Origin of the sequence: Cryobacterium sp. RTC2.1, assembly GCF_035018685.1 — a bacterium.
Classification (GTDB): Bacteria; Actinomycetota; Actinomycetes; order Actinomycetales; family Microbacteriaceae; genus Cryobacterium; species Cryobacterium glucosi.
Genome location: NZ_JASJXJ010000025.1, coordinates 1 through 20,876, shown reverse-complemented (window position 1 = coordinate 20,876; position 20,876 = coordinate 1). Strand labels below are relative to the sequence as shown.

At 69.6% G+C, this 20,876-nt stretch carries 16 protein-coding genes; 11 read left to right on the top strand and 5 right to left on the bottom strand.

Features of this window, described 5'->3' with window-relative positions; genetic code table 11:
* Window positions 1–241: 241 nt before the first annotated feature.
* From QN357_RS05380 to QN357_RS05370, 3 genes are all read left to right on the top strand, one after another.
* A complete protein-coding gene (locus tag QN357_RS05380) occupies window positions 242–1,177 on the top strand; it encodes an aldo/keto reductase (protein ID WP_322141057.1) in 936 nt (311 codons plus the stop codon).
* Between the two features lie 66 nt (window positions 1,178–1,243).
* Window positions 1,244–2,860, top strand: a complete 1,617-nt coding sequence (locus QN357_RS05375) for an NAD(P)/FAD-dependent oxidoreductase (RefSeq protein ID WP_323504632.1) — start codon at window positions 1,244–1,246, stop codon at window positions 2,858–2,860.
* 125 nt (window positions 2,861–2,985) lie between these two features.
* The gene (locus tag QN357_RS05370; RefSeq protein WP_134560684.1) at window positions 2,986–3,519 is read left to right on the top strand and encodes an SRPBCC domain-containing protein; all 534 of its coding nucleotides are present in this window, start codon (window positions 2,986–2,988) and stop codon (window positions 3,517–3,519) included.
* Between the two features lie 91 nt (window positions 3,520–3,610).
* On the opposite strand, the gene QN357_RS05365 is transcribed toward QN357_RS05370, so the two are convergent.
* Complete coding sequence (locus QN357_RS05365; protein WP_134562101.1) at window positions 3,611–4,174, bottom strand: acyl-CoA thioesterase; 564 nt, start codon at window positions 4,172–4,174, stop codon at window positions 3,611–3,613.
* 42 nt (window positions 4,175–4,216) lie between these two features.
* On the opposite strand from QN357_RS05365, the gene QN357_RS05360 reads away from it, so the two are divergent.
* A complete protein-coding gene (locus QN357_RS05360; RefSeq protein ID WP_134449187.1) occupies window positions 4,217–4,855 on the top strand; it encodes a LysE family translocator in 639 nt (212 codons plus the stop codon).
* Window positions 4,856–4,865: 10 nt separating this feature from the next.
* On the opposite strand, the gene QN357_RS05355 is transcribed toward QN357_RS05360, so the two are convergent.
* On the bottom strand, window positions 4,866–5,846 hold the full coding sequence (locus QN357_RS05355; protein WP_241975507.1) for an alpha/beta hydrolase: 981 nt from the start codon (window positions 5,844–5,846) through the stop codon (window positions 4,866–4,868).
* Between the two features lie 96 nt (window positions 5,847–5,942).
* On the bottom strand, window positions 5,943–6,488 hold the full coding sequence (locus tag QN357_RS05350) for a YbhB/YbcL family Raf kinase inhibitor-like protein (RefSeq protein ID WP_323504631.1): 546 nt from the start codon (window positions 6,486–6,488) through the stop codon (window positions 5,943–5,945).
* A 135-nt stretch (window positions 6,489–6,623) separates the two neighbouring features.
* Between QN357_RS05350 and QN357_RS05345 the strand changes: the two genes are divergently transcribed.
* Window positions 6,624–8,324: a sodium:proton antiporter gene (locus QN357_RS05345; protein ID WP_323504630.1), complete on the top strand. Its 1,701-nt coding sequence runs from the start codon at window positions 6,624–6,626 to the stop codon at window positions 8,322–8,324.
* 112 nt (window positions 8,325–8,436) lie between these two features.
* Window positions 8,437–9,330 carry a rhodanese-related sulfurtransferase gene (locus tag QN357_RS05340; protein ID WP_323504629.1) on the top strand — a complete coding sequence of 298 codons (894 nt, stop codon included), beginning with the start codon at window positions 8,437–8,439 and terminating at the stop codon, window positions 9,328–9,330.
* Here the strand turns inward: QN357_RS05340 and QN357_RS05335 are convergent.
* Window positions 9,299–10,735, bottom strand: coding sequence for an LssY C-terminal domain-containing protein (locus QN357_RS05335; protein WP_323504628.1), 1,437 nt, complete (start codon window positions 10,733–10,735; stop codon window positions 9,299–9,301). The genes QN357_RS05340 and QN357_RS05335 overlap by 32 nt on opposite strands.
* Before the next feature lie 59 nt (window positions 10,736–10,794).
* On the opposite strand from QN357_RS05335, the gene QN357_RS05330 reads away from it, so the two are divergent.
* On the top strand, window positions 10,795–11,811 hold the full coding sequence (locus QN357_RS05330) for an MDR family oxidoreductase (RefSeq protein ID WP_134449191.1): 1,017 nt from the start codon (window positions 10,795–10,797) through the stop codon (window positions 11,809–11,811).
* A gap of 366 nt (window positions 11,812–12,177) precedes the next feature.
* Window positions 12,178–14,871 carry a helix-turn-helix transcriptional regulator gene (locus tag QN357_RS05325; protein WP_323504627.1) on the top strand — a complete coding sequence of 898 codons (2,694 nt, stop codon included), beginning with the start codon at window positions 12,178–12,180 and terminating at the stop codon, window positions 14,869–14,871.
* A 41-nt stretch (window positions 14,872–14,912) separates the two neighbouring features.
* Here QN357_RS05325 and QN357_RS05320 read toward each other — a convergent pair whose 3' ends face one another.
* Window positions 14,913–16,250: a glycosyltransferase family 2 protein gene (locus tag QN357_RS05320; RefSeq protein ID WP_134449193.1), complete on the bottom strand. Its 1,338-nt coding sequence runs from the start codon at window positions 16,248–16,250 to the stop codon at window positions 14,913–14,915.
* A 315-nt stretch (window positions 16,251–16,565) separates the two neighbouring features.
* On the opposite strand from QN357_RS05320, the gene QN357_RS05315 reads away from it, so the two are divergent.
* From QN357_RS05315 to glmS, 3 genes are all read left to right on the top strand, one after another.
* On the top strand, window positions 16,566–17,927 hold the full coding sequence (locus QN357_RS05315; RefSeq protein ID WP_323504626.1) for a nucleotide sugar dehydrogenase: 1,362 nt from the start codon (window positions 16,566–16,568) through the stop codon (window positions 17,925–17,927).
* Window positions 17,928–18,011: 84 nt separating this feature from the next.
* Window positions 18,012–19,070: an NAD-dependent epimerase/dehydratase family protein gene (locus tag QN357_RS05310; protein ID WP_134562096.1), complete on the top strand. Its 1,059-nt coding sequence runs from the start codon at window positions 18,012–18,014 to the stop codon at window positions 19,068–19,070.
* On the top strand, window positions 19,070–20,854 hold the full coding sequence (glmS, locus tag QN357_RS05305) for a glutamine--fructose-6-phosphate transaminase (isomerizing) (RefSeq protein WP_134449196.1): 1,785 nt from the start codon (window positions 19,070–19,072) through the stop codon (window positions 20,852–20,854). Before QN357_RS05310 ends, glmS begins: the two co-directional genes overlap by 1 nt.
* Window positions 20,855–20,876: the final 22 nt, after the last annotated feature.

Below are 20,876 nucleotides of genomic sequence, written 5' to 3'. Positions count from 1 at the left end.
CGCGACCATCGACGGCTCCACGATGACCCTCACGGACCAGGGCGGGAAAGAGATCGGCACCCTCGAACGCCAGCCGACGAGCAGCCCGACCTGATCGGCGACGCCAGCGAGGAGCGGCGACCGCGGTGAGCGGCGCTGGCGACCGCGCCGCCCCGGCCGACACATTGATCGTTCGCCCTTCTCAATCGCATCACCGTCAGTTGTTTTACTTCTGTACCCGCCTCGCCTAGCGTGAATCCACATGAAGACTTTCACCCTGCCCGGCACCGATATCGTCGCTCCGAACGTCATCCTCGGCCTGATGCGCATCCAGGAGAAGAGCGACGACGAGGTCCGCGAACTCGTGCGCACCGCCCGCGACGCCGGGATCGACTTCCTCGACCACGCCGACATCTACGGCTCCGAACTGCACGGCTGCGAACGCCGCTTCGGGGAGGCGCTGCAGCTCACCCCCTCCCAGCGTGACGAGATCACGATCCAGACCAAGACGGGAATCGTCGGGGACGGGCCGTACTTCGATTTCTCCTACGAGCACATCATCGAATCCGTCGAGGGGTCCCTCGCAGCCCTGCGGACCGACCACATCGACATCCTGCTGCTGCACCGCCCCGACGCCCTCGTCGAACCCGAGGAGGTCGCCCGCGCGTTCGACGAACTCGAAGCCACGGGCAAGGTCCGGGCATTCGGCGTCTCGAACCACACACCGCGCCAGATCGACCTGCTCCGGAAGCACGTGCGCCAGCCGATCGTCGTCAACCAGCTGCAGCTCTCGCTCACGCATGCGCCGATCATCGCGCAGGGGGTCGCCGCGAACATGAGCGGGCAGGAGCAGGCCGTGACCCGCGACGGGGGCGGAATCGTCGATTACTGCCGCCTGAACGACATCACCATCCAGACATGGTCGCCGTTCCAGGCCGGCTTCTTCACGGGGGTCTTCCTCGGCTCTCCCGAGTACCCCGAACTCAACGCCGTCATCGACAGGCTCTCCGCCCACTACGGCGTCCCGCCGATCGCCATCGCGACCGCCTGGATCCTCCGCCACCCCGCCAGGATGCAGGTCGTTCTCGGCACCACCACCCCCGGACGCGTCACCGGGGCGGCCCAGGGATCCGATGTGACCCTCACCAGGGCCGAGTGGTACGAGCTGTTCCGCGCCGCCGGGCACATCGTTCCCTGATCGCCGTCCGGGCCGGATGTCCCGCGCCGGCCCGCACGCTGCGGCACCCGTTGCTAGTCTCGAGGCGTGACGGAACCCACTCATGACGTTGTCATCGTCGGCGGCGGCCACAACGGATTGACCGCCGCCGCGTACCTCGCCCTCGCCGGCCGCAGCGTGATCGTGCTTGAGCGCGCGGAACACGTCGGCGGTGCCGCGGTCTCCGCCGAGGCGTTCGCAGGCGTCGACGCCCGCCTCTCGCGCTACTCCTACCTCGTCAGCCTGCTGCCGCAGCGGATCATCGAGGAACTCGGCCTCGAGATCGACCTCGCCCGCAGGCGTTTCTCCTCATACACGCCGAACCCGGCCGACCCGGCCGGCGGCCTCCTCGTCGACAACGGCGACGCCGAAGCCACCAGGGCGAGCTTCGACCGGATCGGCGCCGGAGCCGATTCCGACGCCTGGGCCGCCTTCTACGCCGACACCGGGCGGCTCGCCCTGGCGCTCTTCCCCACGGTCTGCGAACCCCTGCCGACCCGCTCAGAGGCCAGGCGCCTGCTCGGCGACGACTCCCTGTGGGAGCGCTTCGTCGAACATCCGCTCGGCCGGACCATCACCGAGGCATTCACGAACGACCTCGTGCGCGGCGTCGTCGCGACCGACGGCCTGATCGGCACCTTCACGTCGGCGGAGGCGGGCGACCTCGCCGCGAATCGCTGCTTCCTTTACCACGTGATCGGCAACGGGACCGGGGACTGGGACGTTCCGATCGGCGGGATGGGCGCCGTGACGGGCGAACTCGAGAGGGCGGCGCGGCAGGCGGGCGCCCGGATCGTGACCGACGCCGAGGTGACGAGCGTCAGCCCGGACGGAACCGTGCGCTACCGGCGCGGCGGCAGCATCCGCGAGGTCGCCGGGACGGTCGTGCTCTCGGGGGTCGCCCCCTGGGTGCTCGAGCAGCTCCTCGAAGCGGATGACGGCGGCCGGGGCACGACAGGGGCCGCGCGTGCGGACGCGCCAGGGGCCGGGCCGAAGCCGGAGGGCGCCCAGGTCAAGGTCAACCTGCTGCTGCGCCGGCTGCCGCGGCTCCGCGACACGACGGTCTCCCCCGAGGCTGCGTTCGGCGGAACCTTCCACATCAACGAGACGTACACCCAGCTCGAAGGCGCGTACGACGAGGCCGTCCGCGGGATCATCCCGGACCGGCTGCCCTGCGAGATCTACTGCCACTCCCTGAGCGACCCGAGCATCCTCTCGCCGGAACTCGCGGCATCCGGCGCACACACCCTCACCGTCTTCGGCCTGCACGCGCCGAACCGCTGGCTGAGCGACGAGAACAACGACGCCACCCGGACGAGGCTGCAGGAGGCTGTGCTCGCCTCGCTCAACTCGGTGCTCGCCGAGCCGATCGAGGACCTGCTGCTGACCGATGCCGCCGGCAGGCCCTGCATCGAGACGAAGACGACCCTCGACCTCGAACACGCCCTCGCAATGCCGGGCGGGAACATCTTCCACGGTCCCCTCGAGTGGCCGTTCCTCGACGACGACGCCCCGAGGGACACCGCGGCGGAGCGCTGGGGCGTCGCGACCCGGCACCCGCGCATCCTGGTCTGCGGCGCGGGCGCCCGGCGCGGCGGCGGGGTCAGCGGCATCGGCGGGCACAACGCCGCAATGGCGGTCCTCGAGGCAGAGCTCGACGACTGAAACGACGGCCGAACCCGCGGCCGGCGGCTCGCTGACGGAGCCGTCGGGCGATGCTGTGGCACGGGAACGCCCAACGGGTTTAGCCTGAAGGCACGGCTCGTGTTTCACTCATCGCGGAGGTCCCCATGTCAGCCAAACCCACCGGTCGCCTTGCCCATCGCGAGGACGGGCTGTACCTCATGCTCGATCGGCTCTTCACCGCCCCCATCGACGACGTCTGGGCGAGCGTCAGCCGGCCAGGCGGCCTCGCCGGGTGGATCGGCACATACACCGGCGCGCCGGAGACAGGCGCCGTGCGCTTCAAACTCTCCGAAACGGATGCCGAGTGGACGTATGTGACGATCCTCAAGTGCATCCCGCCGAAGCGGTTCACCGTCAACCTCGGCGAAGGGGACGCGGCGAGGCACCTGATCCTGCACCTCGTCGAAGGCGCGGGCATGACCACGCTCACCCTCGGGCAGCGCCTGCACTCCGCTGCGGATGCGGCACGCGTCGGGCCGTTCTGGGACTACTACCTGGATCGCCTCGTCGCGATGCGCACGGGTCACCCCGTGCCCGGCCACGAGCACTACGCGGGCGCGCACGAGCTCTACTACTCCGAGCTCATCGTCCCGGACAAGCCCCCGGTCGTTCCCGTCCCCGCACCGCCGCGCGCATAGTCCTGCCGACCGTCCCCGAGGGTGCGAGCCCTCCCGGACGTCGGCGCGCCAAAGCGGCTGTGCCCGCTGCCGAAACGGCCGCTGCCGCCGGCTACTCCCAGAGACTCGGAGCGGCCGCGCGGGTCGCGGGCAGGGCGACGTCGGCGCTCCACTCGAGCAGCCACGCCGGGACGGTGAGGCCGGCGGGTGCCGGTCCGACGGCGGCGAGCAGTTCCTCGATTCCGACGACGCCCCCGCTGCGCTTGAGGAAGCGGCCCCGGATGAAGCCGAGCGCGAGGATCTCGGGGTTACCGTCGGCATCCGGTCGAACGAAGCGCTGCTCCACGTAGACGGCCTTCTCGTCGAAACCGAGGATGCGCGACTCGACGGTGAACCGCTGGCCGACGGTGAGCGATTTGCGGAAGCTGATGGTCTCACTCACGACGACGGGGTACCAGCCGCGTGCGGTGAAGATCGGCCAGATGCCGGTACGGTGCAGCAGGTCGAGCCTGGCGATGTCCATGATCGACAGGTACACCCCGTTGTTCATGTGCCGCAGGATGTCCTGGTCGGTCGGGAGGGTCACGAACCGGGTTCTGACGACGTCGTAGGACCCGACGCGGGGGCCGCGCTTCGACAGCCAGCCGTGGAAGAGGGTGCGGATCAGCATATGCATCCTGCGATGTTAACGCCTCGGGCGATTGGGTAGCATTCCGGTATGGTCCCGATCGATCACCTGCTCACCTTCGCGCTCGCTTCCGTCGCCCTCATCGCGCTTCCGGGGCCGACCGTGCTGTTCGTGATCGGACGCTCCCTGGCGCTCGGGCGTCTCGGCGGATTCCTGAGCGTGCTCGGGAACGCCCTCGGGATGCTGCCCCTCATCGCGGCCGTCGCGCTCGGCCTCGGCGCGATCGTGACCCAGTCGATCGTGGTGTTCACGATCGTCAAGGTCGTCGGGGCCGCATACATCGTCTACCTCGGCATCCACGCGATCCGGTACCGCGGCGCGGTCACCCGGACCCGCGGTGTCACGCTCGTCGCCCGGCCGTGGTGGCGGCTGCTCGCCGAAGGGTCGGTCGTCGGCGCCACAAACCCCAAGTCCATCGTGTTCTTCGTCGCCGTGCTTCCCCAGTTCGTCGACTACCGTGCGGGCGCGGTGCCGCTGCAACTCCTCACCCTCGGCACGGTCTTCGTGGTGCTCGCCCTCGCCGGAGACAGCGTCTGGGCCATCGCCGCCGGCTCGGCGCGGGACTGGTTCGCGAAGTCGCCGAAACGGCTGGAGAAGCTTTCAGCGGGCGGCGGGGTCATGATGATCGGCCTCGGCGGCGTCCTCGCCGCGACCGGCGCCCAGAGCTGACCCGCCGTCCCTAGACGGCGACGGGGACCGGGACGGGCAGGGCCGCGACGCGACGGACGAACGCGCCGAGACGGCGGTACACCTCCTGCGATTCCGGATGCCGCGCGTCCTGCTGCCAGGTGTGATGGGTGTTCGCCTGTCGCCGGTCGTAGATCAGGCTGTCCACCTGAATCGACCTGCGCTTGAGCGCCGCGATGAAGTTCAGGTTCGCCCGGTAGAAGTAGTCCCGTTCGCTCGTCGTGACGAAGACCGGAGGGAACCCGCTGTCGAGCCATTCGATCGGGTTCATGAACCGCGCCGCGGCCCGCAGCACGACTCCGCGCCCCCGCTCGGGCAGCAGCATGCGCAGGAAGTTGAGGCTCAGCACGAAGCCGCGCTCGAACATCACCGAGAGGTCGGCGATGCTGCAGTGCTGCACGAGGCCGCGGAGGTTGCCCGGATCCACGTGGGGTTCGATGCCGTAGTGGGCCGCGAGCTCCGGCTCGAAAGCGGATGCCGCCAGGAGCGCCGCGATGTGACCGCCGGCCGAATCCCCACCGAGCACGATCCGGGTGGGGTCCCCGCCGAAGTCGGCAATGTTGCGGGCCACCCAGTCGAGCACCGCATTGCCGTCCTCGAGCATGTGCCTGAGCTGGAACCGGGTGGCCATCCGGTAGTTGGCGTTGACGACGACCATGCCGTCTGCGGCCTGGCTCGCACAGTACTTGGTGAGCGGCGCCTTGTCGCCGGAGGTCCAGCCGCCCCCGTGGAAGTACACGTAGACCGGAAGCGGCCCGGCAGGGTCGTGCGGCACCATCACGTCGAGCCGGTGGTCACGGCTCTCATCCCCGACGTAGTCGACGTCGATGTGGTAGTCCACAGTATCGATCGGCTGGAGGTTGAACTTGTGCAGTTCGCCGGGTGAGAGCCGGATCATCAAGGCCCGCCAGACCCATACGGGCACACGGCGGAGGCTGGTTTCTCGGGGTTTCAGGGTGGTTCCTGCGGTCATGCGAGGGTGCTGCGGATCTGGTTCACAGCACGAACCTAGGTCCCGCGCGTGTGAGCGACCTGAGAAGCTCTCATGTTCCTGTCGGGGACAGGCCTTCTAGGGGTGCAGCGCCGCCCCGCCGAATGCTCCGGTCGCCTCGATGACCGCGCGGCCGAGGGTGTGGAACCGGAGGGTGAAGCCGAGCACGGCGGGAGTCGACCCGGGGTCGAGGTCGAGAGTGGGGACATCCACTGCGTGCACGATGAACTGATAGCGGTGGGTGCCGGTTCCGGGCGGCGGGCCGGCACCGATGAAGGAGGTGAGCCGCAGCTCGTTGGGCAGGGTGACCGCGCCGCCGGGCAACTGGGCACCGCCGGGGGCGCCGGCTCCGGCGGGAAGGGACGTGACGGCGGCCGGGAGGTTGAAGACCGCCCAGTGCCAGAAGCCAGAGCCGGTCGGGGCATCCGGGTCGTAGAGAGTGACCGCAAAACTCTTCGTGTCGGCGGGGAACCCGCTCCAGGACAGCTGCGGCGACCGGTCGAGGCCACCGGCTTCCTCGCCGAACTGCGCGGCCGAAAGCGGTGCCCCGTCGGTCACATCCGTGCTCGAGAGCGTGAAGAGCGGCACCTCGCCGTAGACGGCGAGCGGATCGGCGGTGGTCATGGGTCCTCCTGGCGGCGGGGGTTCTTGTGCGGGCTGCCCCCAGTTTAGGCGCCAGGCGTCCTCGCTTCGAAGATCCTCAGGCGCCGCCAAGGTCGCACAGCGGTCGGGTCCAGCCCGGCTCGCTACGGTCCAGCAATGGACTACCCCCTTCTCGGCGTCTTCGGCATCCTGACCATCGTGTCGGTTGCCGTCATCGCGCCGCGGCTCGGAGTCGCCGCCCCGCTCCTCCTCGTGCTCATCGGGATCGCGGCGAGCCTCGTCCCCGGCGTACCGGCCTTCGATTTCCCGCCCGAGCTCATCCTCGCGGTCGTCCTCCCTCCACTCCTCTATTCGGCGGCGGTCAACGTGCCGCTGCACGACTTCCGCCGCAACGCGACGGCGATCACCGGGCTCTCTGTGCTGCTCGTGATCGTGAGCGCCGTCGCGAGCGGAGCACTGTTCCACTGGCTACTGCCCGGACTCAGCGTTCCCGCCGCCCTCGCGCTCGGTGCGGTCGTGAGTCCGACGGATGCGGTCGCCGCGACCTCGATGGGGTGCCGGCTGGGGCTGCCACCCCGGGTGGTGACCCTGCTGGAGGGTGAGGGACTGCTCAACGACGCCTCGGCCCTCGTGCTGCTCCGCTGTGCGATCGCGGCGACGGCAGGCGGGGTGTCCCTGATCGGCGTGGCCGGGGACTTCGCGTTCGCGGTCGGAGTCGCGATCGGGATCGGTCTCGTCGTGGGGCACCTGACCGTGTGGCTGAGGTCGCGCCTGGGGAACGTCGTACTCAATACGACGATCTCATTCGCGGTGCCCTTCCTCGCGTTCATCCCGACCGACCACGTCCACGCGTCCGGGGTGCTCGCCGTCGTCGTCGCCGGGCTCGTGACCGGGCATCGGGGGCCGCTGGTCTTCACGGCGGAGGTGCGGATCAGCGAACGGGTGAACTGGCGGACGATCCAGTTCGTGCTCGAGAACGGCGTCTTCCTCCTGATGGGCTTCGAACTGAAATACCTGGTCGGCGAGGTGCACGAGGACCATGTCAGCGTCATCGAGGCCGTCGGCATCGGGCTTCTCGCGACCGTCGTCCTCGTCGTCGTCCGGGGCGCCTTCGTCGTCCCCCTTATCGCCCAGCTCAAACGACAAGAGCGGAGGGCCCGCGCCGGCGGCCGGGAGGTCGACTCCGCACTGCGGCGGTTGCGCACGGCCAGCCACGAGGACGTCGCCCAGGCCAGGGCCCACAGGAGGCTGACCAGGAAGCGGGCGGACCTCGACTTCCAGACGGTCGAGAGCCTCGGCTGGCGGGACGGCGCTGTGCTCGGCTGGTCGGGGATGCGAGGCGTCGTCGCACTCGCCGCCGCGCAGTCGCTGCCGACCGGCATCCCCTACCGGCCGCAGCTGATCTTCATCGCGTTCACCGTTGCCCTCGTGACCCTGATCGTGCAGGGCGGCACCCTGCCGCTGCTGATCCGCAGGCTCGGGCTCACCGGAAGCGCCGAGGCGGATGACCAGCGTGGCTTCGCAGCCCTCGTCGGCCAGATCAGCGCGGCCGGTCTCGAGAGCCTCGGCAACCCTGCGCTCGCGCAGGACGGTGGTGAACCGTTCACCGCGGAGGCACTGTCCCGGGTGCGTGCGGACAGCATCCGCCGCGCACAGGCGCTCGACGAGACGGCGGCCCCGGCCACCGGCGCCCCTCACCACCAGCACCGTGCGCTGCGGCTGCACGTGCTCGCACGTGAGCGCGCCGCCCTGCTCAACGCCCGTGAGACCGGGGCATACGGCTCGCACCTCATCGAGAGGGCCCAGCGCATGCTCGACCTCGAGGAAACCCGGCTGTCCTCCAACCCCTGGGCATAACTCCTGCACATTCCCCGGCGGTGGAATTCCTGCCGCGTGATTCCGGGGCGCCCGCCGTCAACCGCGGGAATCTGCAGGAGTTACACCGAACCAGGGCGGGTAACATGGCGCGGTGGCCATTCCGAAGATCCTGCTCTACTACGTCTTCACGCCGCTCGCCGACCCCGAGGCCGTACGGCTCTGGCAGCGCGACCTGTGCGAAGCCCTCGGCCTCCGCGGCCGCATCCTGATCTCGAAGGACGGGCTCAACGGCACGATCGGCGGCGACCTCCCGGCCGTGAAACGCTACGTGCGGAAGACGCGCGAGTACCCGGCGTTCCACGACATCGACTTCCGGTGGAGCGAAGGCACCGGGCTCGACGAGGCCGGCCTGAGCCTCGACTTCCCGCGCCTCGTGGTGAAGGTGCGCGAGGAGATCGTGAGCTTCGGCGCTCCCGGCGACCTCACGGTCACCGCGGCAGGAGTGCAGGGCGGCGGCACCCGGCTCTCCCCCGCCGCGCTGCACGAACTCGCCGCCGAGCGCGGCGACGACCTGGTCTTCTTCGACGGCCGCAATTCCTTCGAAGCGGAGATCGGGCATTTCCGGGGCGCCGTCGTTCCCGACGTCGCGACGACCCGCGACTTCGCCGCAGAGCTCGACAGCGGCCGGTACGACCACCTCAAGAACCGGCCGGTCGTGACGTACTGCACCGGCGGCATCCGCTGCGAGGTGCTCAGCTCACTGATGAAGGACCGCGGCTTCGGCGAGGTCTACCAGCTCGATGGCGGCATCGTGGGGTACGGCGAGGCCTACGGGAATGCCGGTCTCTGGGACGGTTCGCTCTATGTCTTCGACCAGCGGATGTCCGTCGACTTCGCAGGGGACACCGCGGTCCTCGGCCGCTGCGCCTGCTGCGCGGCAGCGACCAACCAGATGCAGAACTGCCGCGAGCCGTCCTGCCGCGCACAGCTCGTCGTCTGCCCTGACTGCGCCGCTACGGCGCCCGCCTGCCCCGCGCACTCCTGACCGGCCGCGCGCGGGCGAACTCCCTCGCGTCCCTGGCCGAGAGGGCGAGCAGGATCAGGATGTCGAAGGTGACGCTCACGAGCGAGGTCCGCAGGGTGATCGCGGCCCCGTTGACGGCATAGTCGACGAAGCTCGTGACGATGCTCACCGTCGCGAAGGACATCGCGACGATCCGTGCCCAGTTCCGGCCGAAGTACACGAATGCGGCGAAGCCGATGTTGAGGGCGAGGACGACCCCGTAGCCGGCCAGCAGGATCCCGAGGGCGACCCCGGCCGTCGCGGGGTCGACGGTGCCCGCCGGCGTGCCGTCGAGGGCGACGGCCGAGACGAACTCCGGCCAGTCGAGCGCCGCGAGGACGATGACACCGAGACCGGACAGGACCCGCGCGCCGAGCATCAGCGCTCCGACGCTGATCGATGCCGGCCGCCGCCGGTGGGCGCCGGGCTCGGACGGCACCGCGTTCCCGGTCGGTGCCGCCGTCGATGCCACCGTCGACGCCGATGCCACTGCCGCGGTCGGTGCCGGTTCCGGCGCGGCAGACCCCGCACGTGCAGCCGCAGCGCCGGAGACCGCGATGCCGGATACATCGACGACGGGCAGGTCGCCGTCCGTCTGGATCGTGTCGCCGCCGCCGTTGCGTGCGTGGTATCCGCTCGCGAAGTCCCGGATCAGGTGCACCCGAGCCCCCGAGCCGGCGTGCAGAAGCGAGTCGACGATGTGGTCCCGCTCGATGTCGGTGTTCTCGTCGATCTTGTGCGTGATCTGCAGGGTGAACAGCGAGAAGCCGACGGCACGATCGAAGGTCCCCGCCGCGAGCCAGTCGACCCTCGTCCCACCGGGGAGCAGCCAGCCGTCGGGGCAGCGCCAGAACCGCACGTGGTGCCGCTTGGCCGGATTCTCGGCGACCTCCTGCTGGTAGGCGAAGTCCTGCATCCGGTCGAACAGGAACAGCGGACTGACCGGCGCCTCGTCATAGCTGCGCCTCGCGAGCGTCGCCGAGACCATCCTCCAGGTCGTGCCTGGCGTGATGTCGTCCGCCCGCGTCCACCCTGCCGCGGCGAGCGCCTGCTGCAGCTGCTCCGCCGTGCCGGTGATAGCGAGGTTGACCGGGTCGCCGAGGAGGCCGTCGCTCGTGCGGGTCCTGCCGATGAAGTAGTGGGGAACGTACAACTGGGTCAGGATCCGGTGCAGCCGCGGAAGCACAAGGTAGGCCAGAAGCACCCAGAAGAGCACAGCGAACCAGAGCGCACCCCAGCCGAGCTGAAAACTCTCGTTCACGAGCAGAACGGCGAGCCAGACCGCGGCGAACCCCGCGAAGACGAAGAAGAAGGCGTCGATTCCCGCGCTCACCGAGAGCCGGCGCGGCACGACCCGCACCTTCTCTGGCACGACGGCGGCGGTCATAGCGCTCATGCTACCGACTAGGCCGAACGCGGGCGAGGGGCGGGAAGTAGGCTCGGAGCATGACTCCTGAGACTCAGTTCCGCGCCATCGTCGTCGAACGAACCGTTGCGGAGGACGGCGCCACGTCGCAGCACGCGGCGCTCACGCTCGTCGACGATTCCTTCCTGATGCCGGGTGACGTGACCATCACCGTCGACTACTCGAGCCTCAACTACAAGGACGGGCTCGCGCTCGCCGGTCGCCCCGGGGTCATTCGCTCCTGGCCCCTCATCGCCGGGATCGACCTCGTCGGCACCGTCGAGTCGAGCGAGGACCCGCGCTGGGCGCCAGGAGACCGGGTCATCCTGAACGGCTCAGGCCTGGGCGAGACCCACCACGGCGGCCTCGCCGAACGCGCGAGGGTCTCCGGCGCGTCCCTGGTACGCCTGCCCGCCGGAATCAGCGCCCTCAGGGCCGCCGCGATCGGCACGGCCGGATTCACCGCCATGCTCGCCGTGCTCGCGCTCGAACGCGCCGGGACAACGCCGGACTCCGGCCCTGTGCTCGTCACCGGCGCCGCAGGCGGAGTCGGTTCGATCGCGGTGGCCCTGCTCTCGGCCAGGGGCTACCGGGTGACGGCATCGACCGGTCGCGTCGACGAACTCGGCGACTACCTCCGCGGCCTCGGGGCCGAGGCGATCCTGGACCGGAGCACCCTCTCCGAGCCCGGAAAACCGCTCCAGGCCCAGCGCTGGGCCGCGGCCGTCGACTCCGTCGGAAGCGCCACCCTCGCCAATGTCCTCGCCCAGGCGAACTACGGGGCCGTGATCACCGCGTGCGGCCTCGCCCAGGGCGCCGACCTCCCGACGACGGTGATGCCCTTCATCCTGCGCGGGGTCAGCCTTGTCGGCATCAATTCCGTCGAGGCTCCATTGGCCCTCCGGGAACAGGCATGGTCGCGGCTCGAATCCGACCTCGACCTGGCGCTCCTCGACGGCCTGACGTCGAGCATCACGCTCGAGGAAGCGATCCCGGCGGCCGATGACATCCTCGCGGGTCGGCTGCACGGGCGCACGGTCGTCGCGATCCACGAATAGCGCGGTCAAACACGATTTAGTCGTGGCAGAACCGCCCAGTACCGCTATCACAGCGGATGCCCCTCCGCGCACCCCCAGGCTTTCGGCGCGCCGTAATCCCCCACTAGTGGGGGATACCTTGGAAGAAAATGAGCGTACCTTGCATAACAGGAACCCCCTTCACCGGGGGTGACAGGTCCCGGACCACCCATTCCGGGACGGCACACAGGTAGTAATGCAGAGCACCGACTCATCCCCGAGGCGGCTGCTGTACTCCCCCAACAGAGTGATCCGCACGCACTCGTTACCCGAAACGAAGCGCCGTCTCATGAATGAACTCCTTCACCGACCCCCGGAATGGCCCGGAATGATTCCTGGGGTCGTCGCATGAAGTCCAGCATCCACCGCGACGCGCTGGGCGCGATCCTCGAACTCGCAACCGCCCCTCATGAGTCAGCCATGCTGGTCGTCGGGGAGCCCGGATCCGGCAAATCGCGCCTGCTCGCCTCCGTCGAACCGATCCCCGGGATCGAGATCTTCCGGGTCAGGATCAATCCTGCGGAAGCCGGCTTCCCGCTCTCCGGCCTCTCGGCCTTCGTCGCCTCGTTCCAGACCCCGGCCGCCGCAGCGCTCTCGAGCGAACTCCTCATCCCCGGCGAAGCGGATGCCCAGCTCGCCGCCCGCGCGGCGGAACTCCTCGCCCTGATCCGCGACTTCACCCCCGAGACAACCCTCCTCCTGATCGACGACCTCGACCTGATGGACCTCCCGAGCCAGACCGTCTTCGCGATGGTCGCGGCGCGCCTCGGCGGCACGGGGCTGCGCCTCGTGGGCACCGTGTGCGCGGAGCCCCCCGTCGGCCCGCTCGCCTCGCTCCCGCGCATCACCCTCGACCGCCTCACCTTCGCCGAATCGATGCTCCTCGCCACGGAGCTTCTCGGGCCCCAGTCCGACGAGGCACTCCGGCGGATGCTGGCATCCTCCTCATCGGGAAGTCCGTCCGAAATCGCCAGGAACGCCCGGCTCCTGACCAGCAGGCACCTCGGGAACGCCGCCCCCGTCGCCCTGCCGTTCCGCGCCTCCCGCGCTCCCTCGACCCGGACCTCACAGGAACCGGACGACCAGCACCTCCTCCTGGCGATGCTGTCCTGCTCCTACCTCAGCAGCCAGGATCCGATCCGCCAGAGCGGCGACCCCATCCGCGGCGCCCTGGAAGAACTCCTGTCCGCGGGAACCGTCATCCGCGACGGCCGGTACCTCCGGATTTCGGACTCAGCGCTGCGTTCCCACCTCTATTGGTCCATCGACGCCGGTACCCGCGCCGAATTCCATGCCCGTGCCGCCCGCAGCGAGGACGCGCCCGGAGGGGATCCCGGCCTCGCCGCGTGGCACCGCAGCTGGGCGGATGCCGGCAGCCTCTCCTCGGACGAACTGCTCGCCTCCGCTGCCGAATTCGGCCGCAGGGGCCTGATCTGGCAGTCCGTCGAACTCGCCGAACGCGCCCTCGCCCTCGCGCTCGACGCCACCGGAAGCCCCGAGGCCCTGCTCGAGGTCGCGGAGGCGCTGTACCTGCAGGGCGAACTCTCCTATGCGGCCCGCTATGCGAGGCTCGGCCAGCGCAGGCCCGGCTCGATCGCCACGGTCACAAAGCTCGCGACCCTCCGCAGCGGGATCGAATTCATGTCGACCCACCAGCTGCTCACGACCGACCTCGACGACTGGGTCGGACCGCGCGGCGCGAGCGGCAGGGCGGAAGACCTCGCGCGCCTGCTCGGCATGAGCGCCCTCAGTCACGCCGAGCGCTGGGAAGTCGACGCCGCGCGGGAAGCCCTCGCCAGGGGCCGTCACCTCCTCGAAAGCGCGACCCCGGAGTCCGTCGAACTCCACGAGCTGTCCGCACTGCTGCTGTCTGCTCTCGAGGGTGACCCCGGCCCTTCGACCCGGATGTTCGAGCGGCTGTCCCGGCACGGCTGGACCGAGGAGACGAGCGCCAGGGCACTGTCCGTCCTCGGCCGCAGCCTCACGTTCATCGACCGATACGGCGACGCCAGGCGCGTGCTGCGCACCGTCGTCGGCCTCGAGCCCCCGCCGGACCCGATCGTCCTGCAGACGGCCAGGTACTACCTCGCAGAGAACGAGATCCTCGCCGGCAACCAATTCGAGGCCATGGCCATCATCGAATCGCTCACAGGATCCGGGACGGAACAGGTGCATCGCCGCCCGCTCCAGCTGCTGACGGCCTGGTACTGGCAGGCCCGCGGAGACCGAGCGCGCGCGGACGCGGCGATCGAGCTCTGCAACCGCAGCTTCGCGACGAGCGACCATCCGGCTCTCGCCGCCCGGCTCGTGGCAGACCAGGGCCGGTTCGCCCTCATGGAGGGCAGGTTCGACGATGCGATCGCATTCCTGCACCGGGCCGGAGCAATAGGGTCAGCATTCCGCAACCCCTCGCTGCTCCGGAGCCAGGTCGACCTGATCGAGGCATACGTGCTGTCCGGCCGGCTGCGGGAGGCCGTGATCCAGTTCCGTGAGTTCCGGGCCAGGGCCCGGCCCTTCCACACCCGGTGGACGGTGCTCGCCACGGCACGGGCCGAGGCCCTGTTGACACCCGGCGAGGCATCCATCGCCGTCTTCGAACAGGCCGCCGGCCTCTGGCAGCCTGGCGATTCGCAATTCGAGCAGGGCCGCACCCTCCTGAGCTTCGCCGACCGGCTCGTGAGCCTCGGGCACGGCAGGGAAGGCGCAGACCAGTACCTGGCCGCGCGGATGATCTTCACCCAGCTCGGTGCCATCCCGTGGGCCAGAAAAGCGGATGCCGTCCGTCTCGGCACCCACGCCCCGAGCGTCAATCCCCTCCTCGCGACCCTTGCCCCCGACGAACGGCTCGTCGCCGAACTCGTGCAACAGGGCAAGCGCAACAAGGAGATCGCCGCCGAGCTCTTCGTCTCCCTGCGCACCGTGGAGGTACGCCTCACCCGCACATACAACAAGCTCGGTGCCAAGTCCCGGTCGCACCTGATCGCGCTGCTCTCCGGCACCGGCACGGTGCTGTCAGACGGTGCGGCAAGCGGGATGGTCTGATATACGGGATGGTCTGATCGAAAGGGACCGGTCAGGTCGCGCTACCCCGGCAGGGCGTCGCCGACCGCGATCCCGGGTGTCGCCGCCGTGTTGCTCCGTCGTTCCGGACTCTTCCAGGTGCCGCTCGACCGGCCGAAGAACGCCTGCGGGATGGTCCGGAGGCAGATGAACGCGTCGACGATGCGCACGAGCGGGAAGCCGATCCCGAGCACCAGGTAATGCACCCGCCCGGTCACGATCACGACCAGGATCGTGAGCAGGTAGTCCGGCACCAGCACCCCGATGACGATGGACGCCGGAGGGACGGCCTGCGCGACCGCGATCGACACCGGGTCTGCCGAGACCTCGCCCCAGGCCGCGGCCGCAAGCGACATCAGGAGCAGCGGCAGGAAGATCAGCATCATGATGCTGCTCGTCACGAGTTCGAAGACGTAGAGGGCGAGGGCTCCCCAGAAGGTCCCGAACCGGAAACCGTGCCGGCGGACCGTCTGCCAGAAGCCGAGCGTCCACCGGCGCAGCTGTTTCGTGTAGTCCCGGAAGGTGTCGGGGTCCTGGGTGTACGCGATCGCCGCGAGGGGGTGGAAGGCGATGCGGCCGAGCCTCTTGGCATGCACCTCGAATGTCATGTTGAAGTCCTCGATCGCGAGCCCCGGGGCGGAAATGTCGATGTCGGCGAGGATCCGGCTGCGATACATGCTCGCGAAGCCGGGGACGATCGACACCACGTTCGCGAAGCGGGCGGCCTGGCCGTACTTGAGGAGGAACTGCACGACCACATAGAAGCGTTCGCGGTACGCCACGAGAAAACGGCCGAGCCGGGTCGGTGATGGCGGGTCCGTCACCGTCGCGGCGCGGCCGGCGACGGCGACGACCCCGGGATCATCGAAGTACGGCAGGCCCGTCTCCATGTAGTCGTCCGCGAGCTGCGTGTCCGCGTCGAGCAGCATCACGATCTCAAAGCGTTCGGCAAGCCGGAAGTGCGTGATCGCGGCGACGAGCGCACCGGCCTTGCCGCGGTTGGGCAGGAGCTCGACGACGTTCGCCCCGCTCTCCTCCGCGATCACCGCCGTCGTGTCCTTAGACGCGTCCGAGGCGATGAAGATATTGCCGACGGGCACGAGCCTGGCGGCCGAGCGGATCGTGTTGCGGATCACGAGTTCTTCATTGTGCGCCGCGATCAGCACGGCGACGTCCTTCGGGGTGACGCGGCCGCCTGCTCCGGAGGCCGCCCCGCCAGCGGCCTGCTGTGCGAGCCGGTGGCGCGCACTCCGCGGCCGCTTCCGGAACGCCTGCGCGACAACACGGCCCAGACCGACCGTGCCCCACAGGGCGGTGTTCACCCCGACCACGAGGACGAGCACCACGACCAGGCTCAGCATGTGATTCTCCGTCGACCGGCCGGACGCGGGGTCGCTCCGGTGGTCCGACCGTACACGCGGGACGGGGCGCCCGCGACGGCAGACAGCTGCGGTTAACCACATCCGGGTGCGGGATGCCCACACGATCCCGCAGAGTCCCGGCCATGGCTTGCCCGGATCGCAACATCTGCAGAGACTGGCCGCGGGAACACCACACGCCGCACCTCGCCGAGTCCCGAAACTCCTCGACTGACGGCGGCGCATCCGCGAACCGCACCTAACCACCGAACCGCACCTAACCTAACCACACAGACTTACCCGAACAAAGGACCTGGAATGTCAATCGAAATCGTCGACGACTCTTCCCTGCCGCTCACGCACCAGGGCCGCCAGCGCACGAACGCGGACGCCCTGCTCATCCCGGTCATCCCCCGCACCCAGTTCGACTTCGACGTCGCCATCGTGGGCCTCGGATACGTCGGGCTGCCGACGGCGCTGTCCCTGCACGCCGCAGGTCTCCGCGTACTCGGCGTCGACGTGAGCGAACGCCGGCTCGCCGTGATCCGCAGCGGTGAAGCCGACCTCCTCGAGTCAGACCGGGAGCGCCTCGAGACGGCGATGTCGGGCGACGACTTCCAGATCACGGGTGACACCTACCTCCTCGGCGACGCGGCAGCGGTCATCATCTGCGTCCCCACGCCGATCGACGAACACCTCACGCCCGACCTCGAGATCCTCGCGAGCGCGTGCACGATGGTCGTCGACGCCGCCGTTCCCGGCCAGCTCCTGATGCTCACTTCCACGACGTACCCCGGCTGCACCAGGGACCTCCTCGTCACCCCGCTGCTCGTTCGCGGCCTGACCGCAGGCAAGGACATCTTCGTGTCCTTCAGCCCGGAACGCATCGACCCCGGCAACGACCGCTACGCCCACGAGGACGTGCCGCGGGTGGTCGGCGGCGCGACCCCGGTCTGCCAGGCCGCAGGAGCCGCCCTCCTCGGCCGCTATGCCCGCAACATCCACGGTGTCAGCTCCCTCGAGGTCGCCGAGATGAGCAAGCTCCTCGAGAACACCTTCCGGGCGGTGAACATCGCCCTCGCGAACGAATTCGCCGAGGCGTGCCTCGCCCTCGGGCTGTCGGTCATCGAGGTCATCAACGCCGCAGCGACCAAGCCCTACGGTTTCATGCCCTTCTTCCCCGGCGCCGGCGTCGGCGGGCACTGCATCCCGTGCGACCCGCACTACCTGCTCTGGCAGCTCCGCAAGGCTCACGTCGACGCGCCGGTCATCGAACACGCGATGAGCGAGATCGCCGGCCGCCCGCGCCGGGTCCTCGAGCGGGTGCGCGAAACCCTCGCCGACCAGGGCAAGCCTCTCCGCGGCGCACGCGTGCTCGTTGTCGGAGTCTCCTACAAGCCCAACGTCGCCGACCTCCGTGAGTCGCCTGCGCTGGATATCCTCAGCATGCTGGCCGACCAGGGCGCGGACGTCGGGTTCCACGACCCGTTCTTCGGGTCCGTCCGGCTCAGGAACGGCAGGGAGCTCACCGCGACGGTCGACCCGGACGCATTCGGCGCCGACCTCGTGGTCCTGCACACCGACCACGACAACGTCGACTGGGAATGGCTGTCCCCGGAGGTCCTCGTGCTCGACACGACCTACCGTCGCACCGACCTGCCCCGCCGCGTGCAGCTCTGACCCCTTCTTTCCCGGGCGGATGCCGGGGGCCGCTCGGCCCCCGGCATCCGTTGCCCTGCCCACCCCTTCGATCGGAGAACCACCGTGAAATCATTGATCACCGGCGGCGCCGGCTTCATCGGCAGCCACCTCACCGAATACCTGCTGGAGCAGGGTGACGACGTCATCGTGCTCGACAACCTCTCGACGGGTTCGCTCCGCAACCTCGCCAGGGTCAGTGACAACCCCCGGTTGCGGTTCGTCCAGGGCAGCATCCTCGACAGGGCACTCGTCACCGACCTCATCTCCGGGCGTGACCGGGTCTTCCACCTCGCCGCGGCCGTCGGCGTCAAGCTCATCGTCGAGGAGCCCCTGACGAGCCTGCGCACCAACATCCACGGCACCGAGAACGTCCTCGACGCGTGCGTCGCCGCGGGGGCGACCCTGTTGCTCGCGTCGACCAGCGAGGTCTACGGGAAGAACACCGCTGACAGCCTCGACGAGGAGTCCGACCGCATCCTCGGCTCCGCCCTCAAGTCCCGGTGGACGTACGCCGCCGCGAAGGGGATCGATGAGGCGTTCGCGCACGCCTACTGGAGTGAGTTCGGACTCTCGGTTGCCATCGTGCGCCTGTTCAATACGGTCGGGCCGCGGCAGACCGGGCGTTACGGCATGGTCTTTCCCAACCTCGTCGGCCAGGCGCAGCGAGGGGAACCACTCACGGTCTTCGGCGACGGACGACAGACCCGCTGCTTCTCCTACGTCGGCGACATCGTGCCCGCCCTCGTCCGGCTCGCAGAGACTCCGGCCGCGTACGGCCTGGCCGTCAACATGGGCGGCGCCCAGGAGATCTCGATCCTCGGCCTCGCCGAGCGCGTGATCGACGTCCTCGGCTCGACGAGCGACATCAGCCTGATTCCCTACGAGCAGGCGTACGCCCCCGGCTACGAGGACATGCGTCGCCGGGTCCCCAACAACGGCCTCGCGCGGAAGCTCGTCGACTTCGAACCGAGTACCCCGCTCGACGACGTGATCCGGAACGTGGCCGGTGCCGCGGCGGGCGGCGGAAACGCCAACGAGGCCATGGCCCTCGCGGGTTCGCCGCTGCATCCGCACGCCCCCGGCCTCGTCGCCGCCGGCAGCCAGATCCCCGGGCTGCTCTGATGTGCGGGATCATCGCCTGTCGCGCCATCGAACCTGCGCCCGGCTATCTCGTCGCGGGACTCAAACGCCTCGAGTACCGCGGCTACGACTCTGCGGGCATCGCCGTGTCCGCTGAAGACGGCACGACGGCCGTGTTCCGCACGATCTCGCGCGTCGACTCCCTCACCGGGCTTGTCGAGGAGTGGGGCGGCCCCCTGCTCGCAGGCACCGGCATCGGCCACACCCGCTGGGCCACCCACGGCGGCGTGAGCGTTCAGAACGCGCACCCTCACCAGGACTGCGAGGGCCGCCTGAGCGTCGTGCACAACGGCATCCTCGACAACGCGGACCGGCTGCGCGCCGAGCTCGTGCATGCCGGGCACCGGTTCTCTTCCGAGGTCGACAGTGAGGTCATCTGCCACCTCGTCGAGGACCGCCTGCTCGACTCCGACGACCTGCTCGGAGCGGTGAGCGCCGCGGTCGCCCAGCTGACCGGCTCGTGGGCCCTCGTCGTCCTCGACGCACGGACAGGGCGCATGGTCGCCGCCGCACACCGCTCGCCGTTGCTCGCTGCCCGTTCCGCGGCGGGGATCTTCCTCGCGAGCGACATCTCTGCGATCGGCGACTGGGTCGACGAATTCCACATCCTCGCGGACGGCGACGTCGTCGAGGTCACGAACGACCTGGTCTGGACCAACTCCGGGATCCCGGCCGCCGTTCCCCCGGCCATCCCGCGGCCGCCGCGGCCGCAGTTCTCGCTGACCGTCGAGGCCGACGACCACATGGCCGCCGAGATCCGGGAGCAGCCGGAGGCCGCAGCCCGCCTGCTCGACGAGGTCGGCGGCCGGATCGCGACCGGCGAGCTCTGGAACGACCTCGGCCTGCCCCGGTTCGACCGGATGCGGGTGGTCGCGTGCGGGACCTCCCTCAACGCCGGAGAGGTCATCGGTTCCGCACTCAGCCGGCTCGGCGGGCTCGGCCACTCCTCCGTCGTCGCGAGCGAAGCGGCGGGCTCCGTCGTCGAACCGGGAACGCTCACGGTGATGATCAGCCAGTCTGGCGAGACCGCGGACGTGCTCCGGGCCCTCGAGGAGGGACCGGAGGGTTCCCCGGTGCTTGCCCTCGTCAACAACGTGCACTCGACGCTCGGCCGCAAGGTCGACGCCGTCGTGAGTTGCGCGGCCGGGCCGGAAATCGGTGTCGCCGCGACGAAGACGTTCGTCTGCCAGGTCATCGTCGGCACCGGGCTCGTGATCTCGTCGCTCGTCGCGAGCGGCAGGATGGATGTGGCCAGGGCCCACCGGCTCGTCAACGACCTGTACCTGATTCCGGAACAACTCGCGGAGGCCGCAGCCGCCGCGCGGGCGCTGCTTCCTCCCCTCGTCGAGGAGGTGCGGGGCGCCAAGGGGTTCCTGTTCCTCGGGCGGGGCGCCGGTGTCGCATACGCCGCAGAGGGCGCACTCAAGCTCAAGGAGATCACGTATCGCTGGGCGGAGGCCTACCCGGCCGGCGAACTCAAGCACGGTCCGCTCGCGCTCGTCGAGGAGGGCACCCCTGTCGTCGTGATCGACGACGACGATCCCCGGCTGGCCGGGAATATCGCCGAGGTGCGCGCGCGCGGCGGGCGCATCATCACGATCGGCCGGCCGGGCAGCAGCGTCGAAGTCCCGTTGTCGCTCGGAGCACCGTGCGGGCCGCTCGCGGCCGTCGTTCCGCTGCAGATGCTCGCACTCGGCCTCGCCGTCGAGCTCGGCTTCGACGCGGACAAGCCCCGCAACCTCGCCAAGTCGGTCACCGTCGACTGAGCGGGGCGGTGGCGGCCGGCGG

Excerpts from the sequence above, each read along its gene's own strand:
- QN357_RS05320 (WP_134449193.1), bottom strand. The coding sequence starts at position 16,250 with ATGCTGAGCCTGGTCGTGGTGCTCGTCCTCGTGGTCGGGGTGAACACC.
- glmS (WP_134449196.1), top strand. The coding sequence starts at position 19,070 with ATGTGCGGGATCATCGCCTGTCGCGCCATCGAACCTGCGCCCGGCTAT.
- QN357_RS05380 (WP_322141057.1), top strand. The coding sequence starts at position 242 with ATGAAGACTTTCACCCTGCCCGGCACCGATATCGTCGCTCCGAACGTC.
- QN357_RS05330 (WP_134449191.1), top strand. The coding sequence starts at position 10,795 with ATGACTCCTGAGACTCAGTTCCGCGCCATCGTCGTCGAACGAACCGTT.
- QN357_RS05365 (WP_134562101.1), bottom strand. The coding sequence starts at position 4,174 with ATGCATATGCTGATCCGCACCCTCTTCCACGGCTGGCTGTCGAAGCGC.
- QN357_RS05335 (WP_323504628.1), bottom strand. The coding sequence starts at position 10,735 with ATGACCGCCGCCGTCGTGCCAGAGAAGGTGCGGGTCGTGCCGCGCCGG.
- QN357_RS05345 (WP_323504630.1), top strand. The coding sequence starts at position 6,624 with ATGGACTACCCCCTTCTCGGCGTCTTCGGCATCCTGACCATCGTGTCG.
- QN357_RS05350 (WP_323504631.1), bottom strand. The coding sequence starts at position 6,488 with ATGACCACCGCCGATCCGCTCGCCGTCTACGGCGAGGTGCCGCTCTTC.
- QN357_RS05370 (WP_134560684.1), top strand. The coding sequence starts at position 2,986 with ATGTCAGCCAAACCCACCGGTCGCCTTGCCCATCGCGAGGACGGGCTG.
- QN357_RS05355 (WP_241975507.1), bottom strand. The coding sequence starts at position 5,846 with ATGACCGCAGGAACCACCCTGAAACCCCGAGAAACCAGCCTCCGCCGT.
- QN357_RS05360 (WP_134449187.1), top strand. The coding sequence starts at position 4,217 with ATGGTCCCGATCGATCACCTGCTCACCTTCGCGCTCGCTTCCGTCGCC.
- QN357_RS05315 (WP_323504626.1), top strand. The coding sequence starts at position 16,566 with ATGTCAATCGAAATCGTCGACGACTCTTCCCTGCCGCTCACGCACCAG.
- QN357_RS05325 (WP_323504627.1), top strand. The coding sequence starts at position 12,178 with ATGAAGTCCAGCATCCACCGCGACGCGCTGGGCGCGATCCTCGAACTC.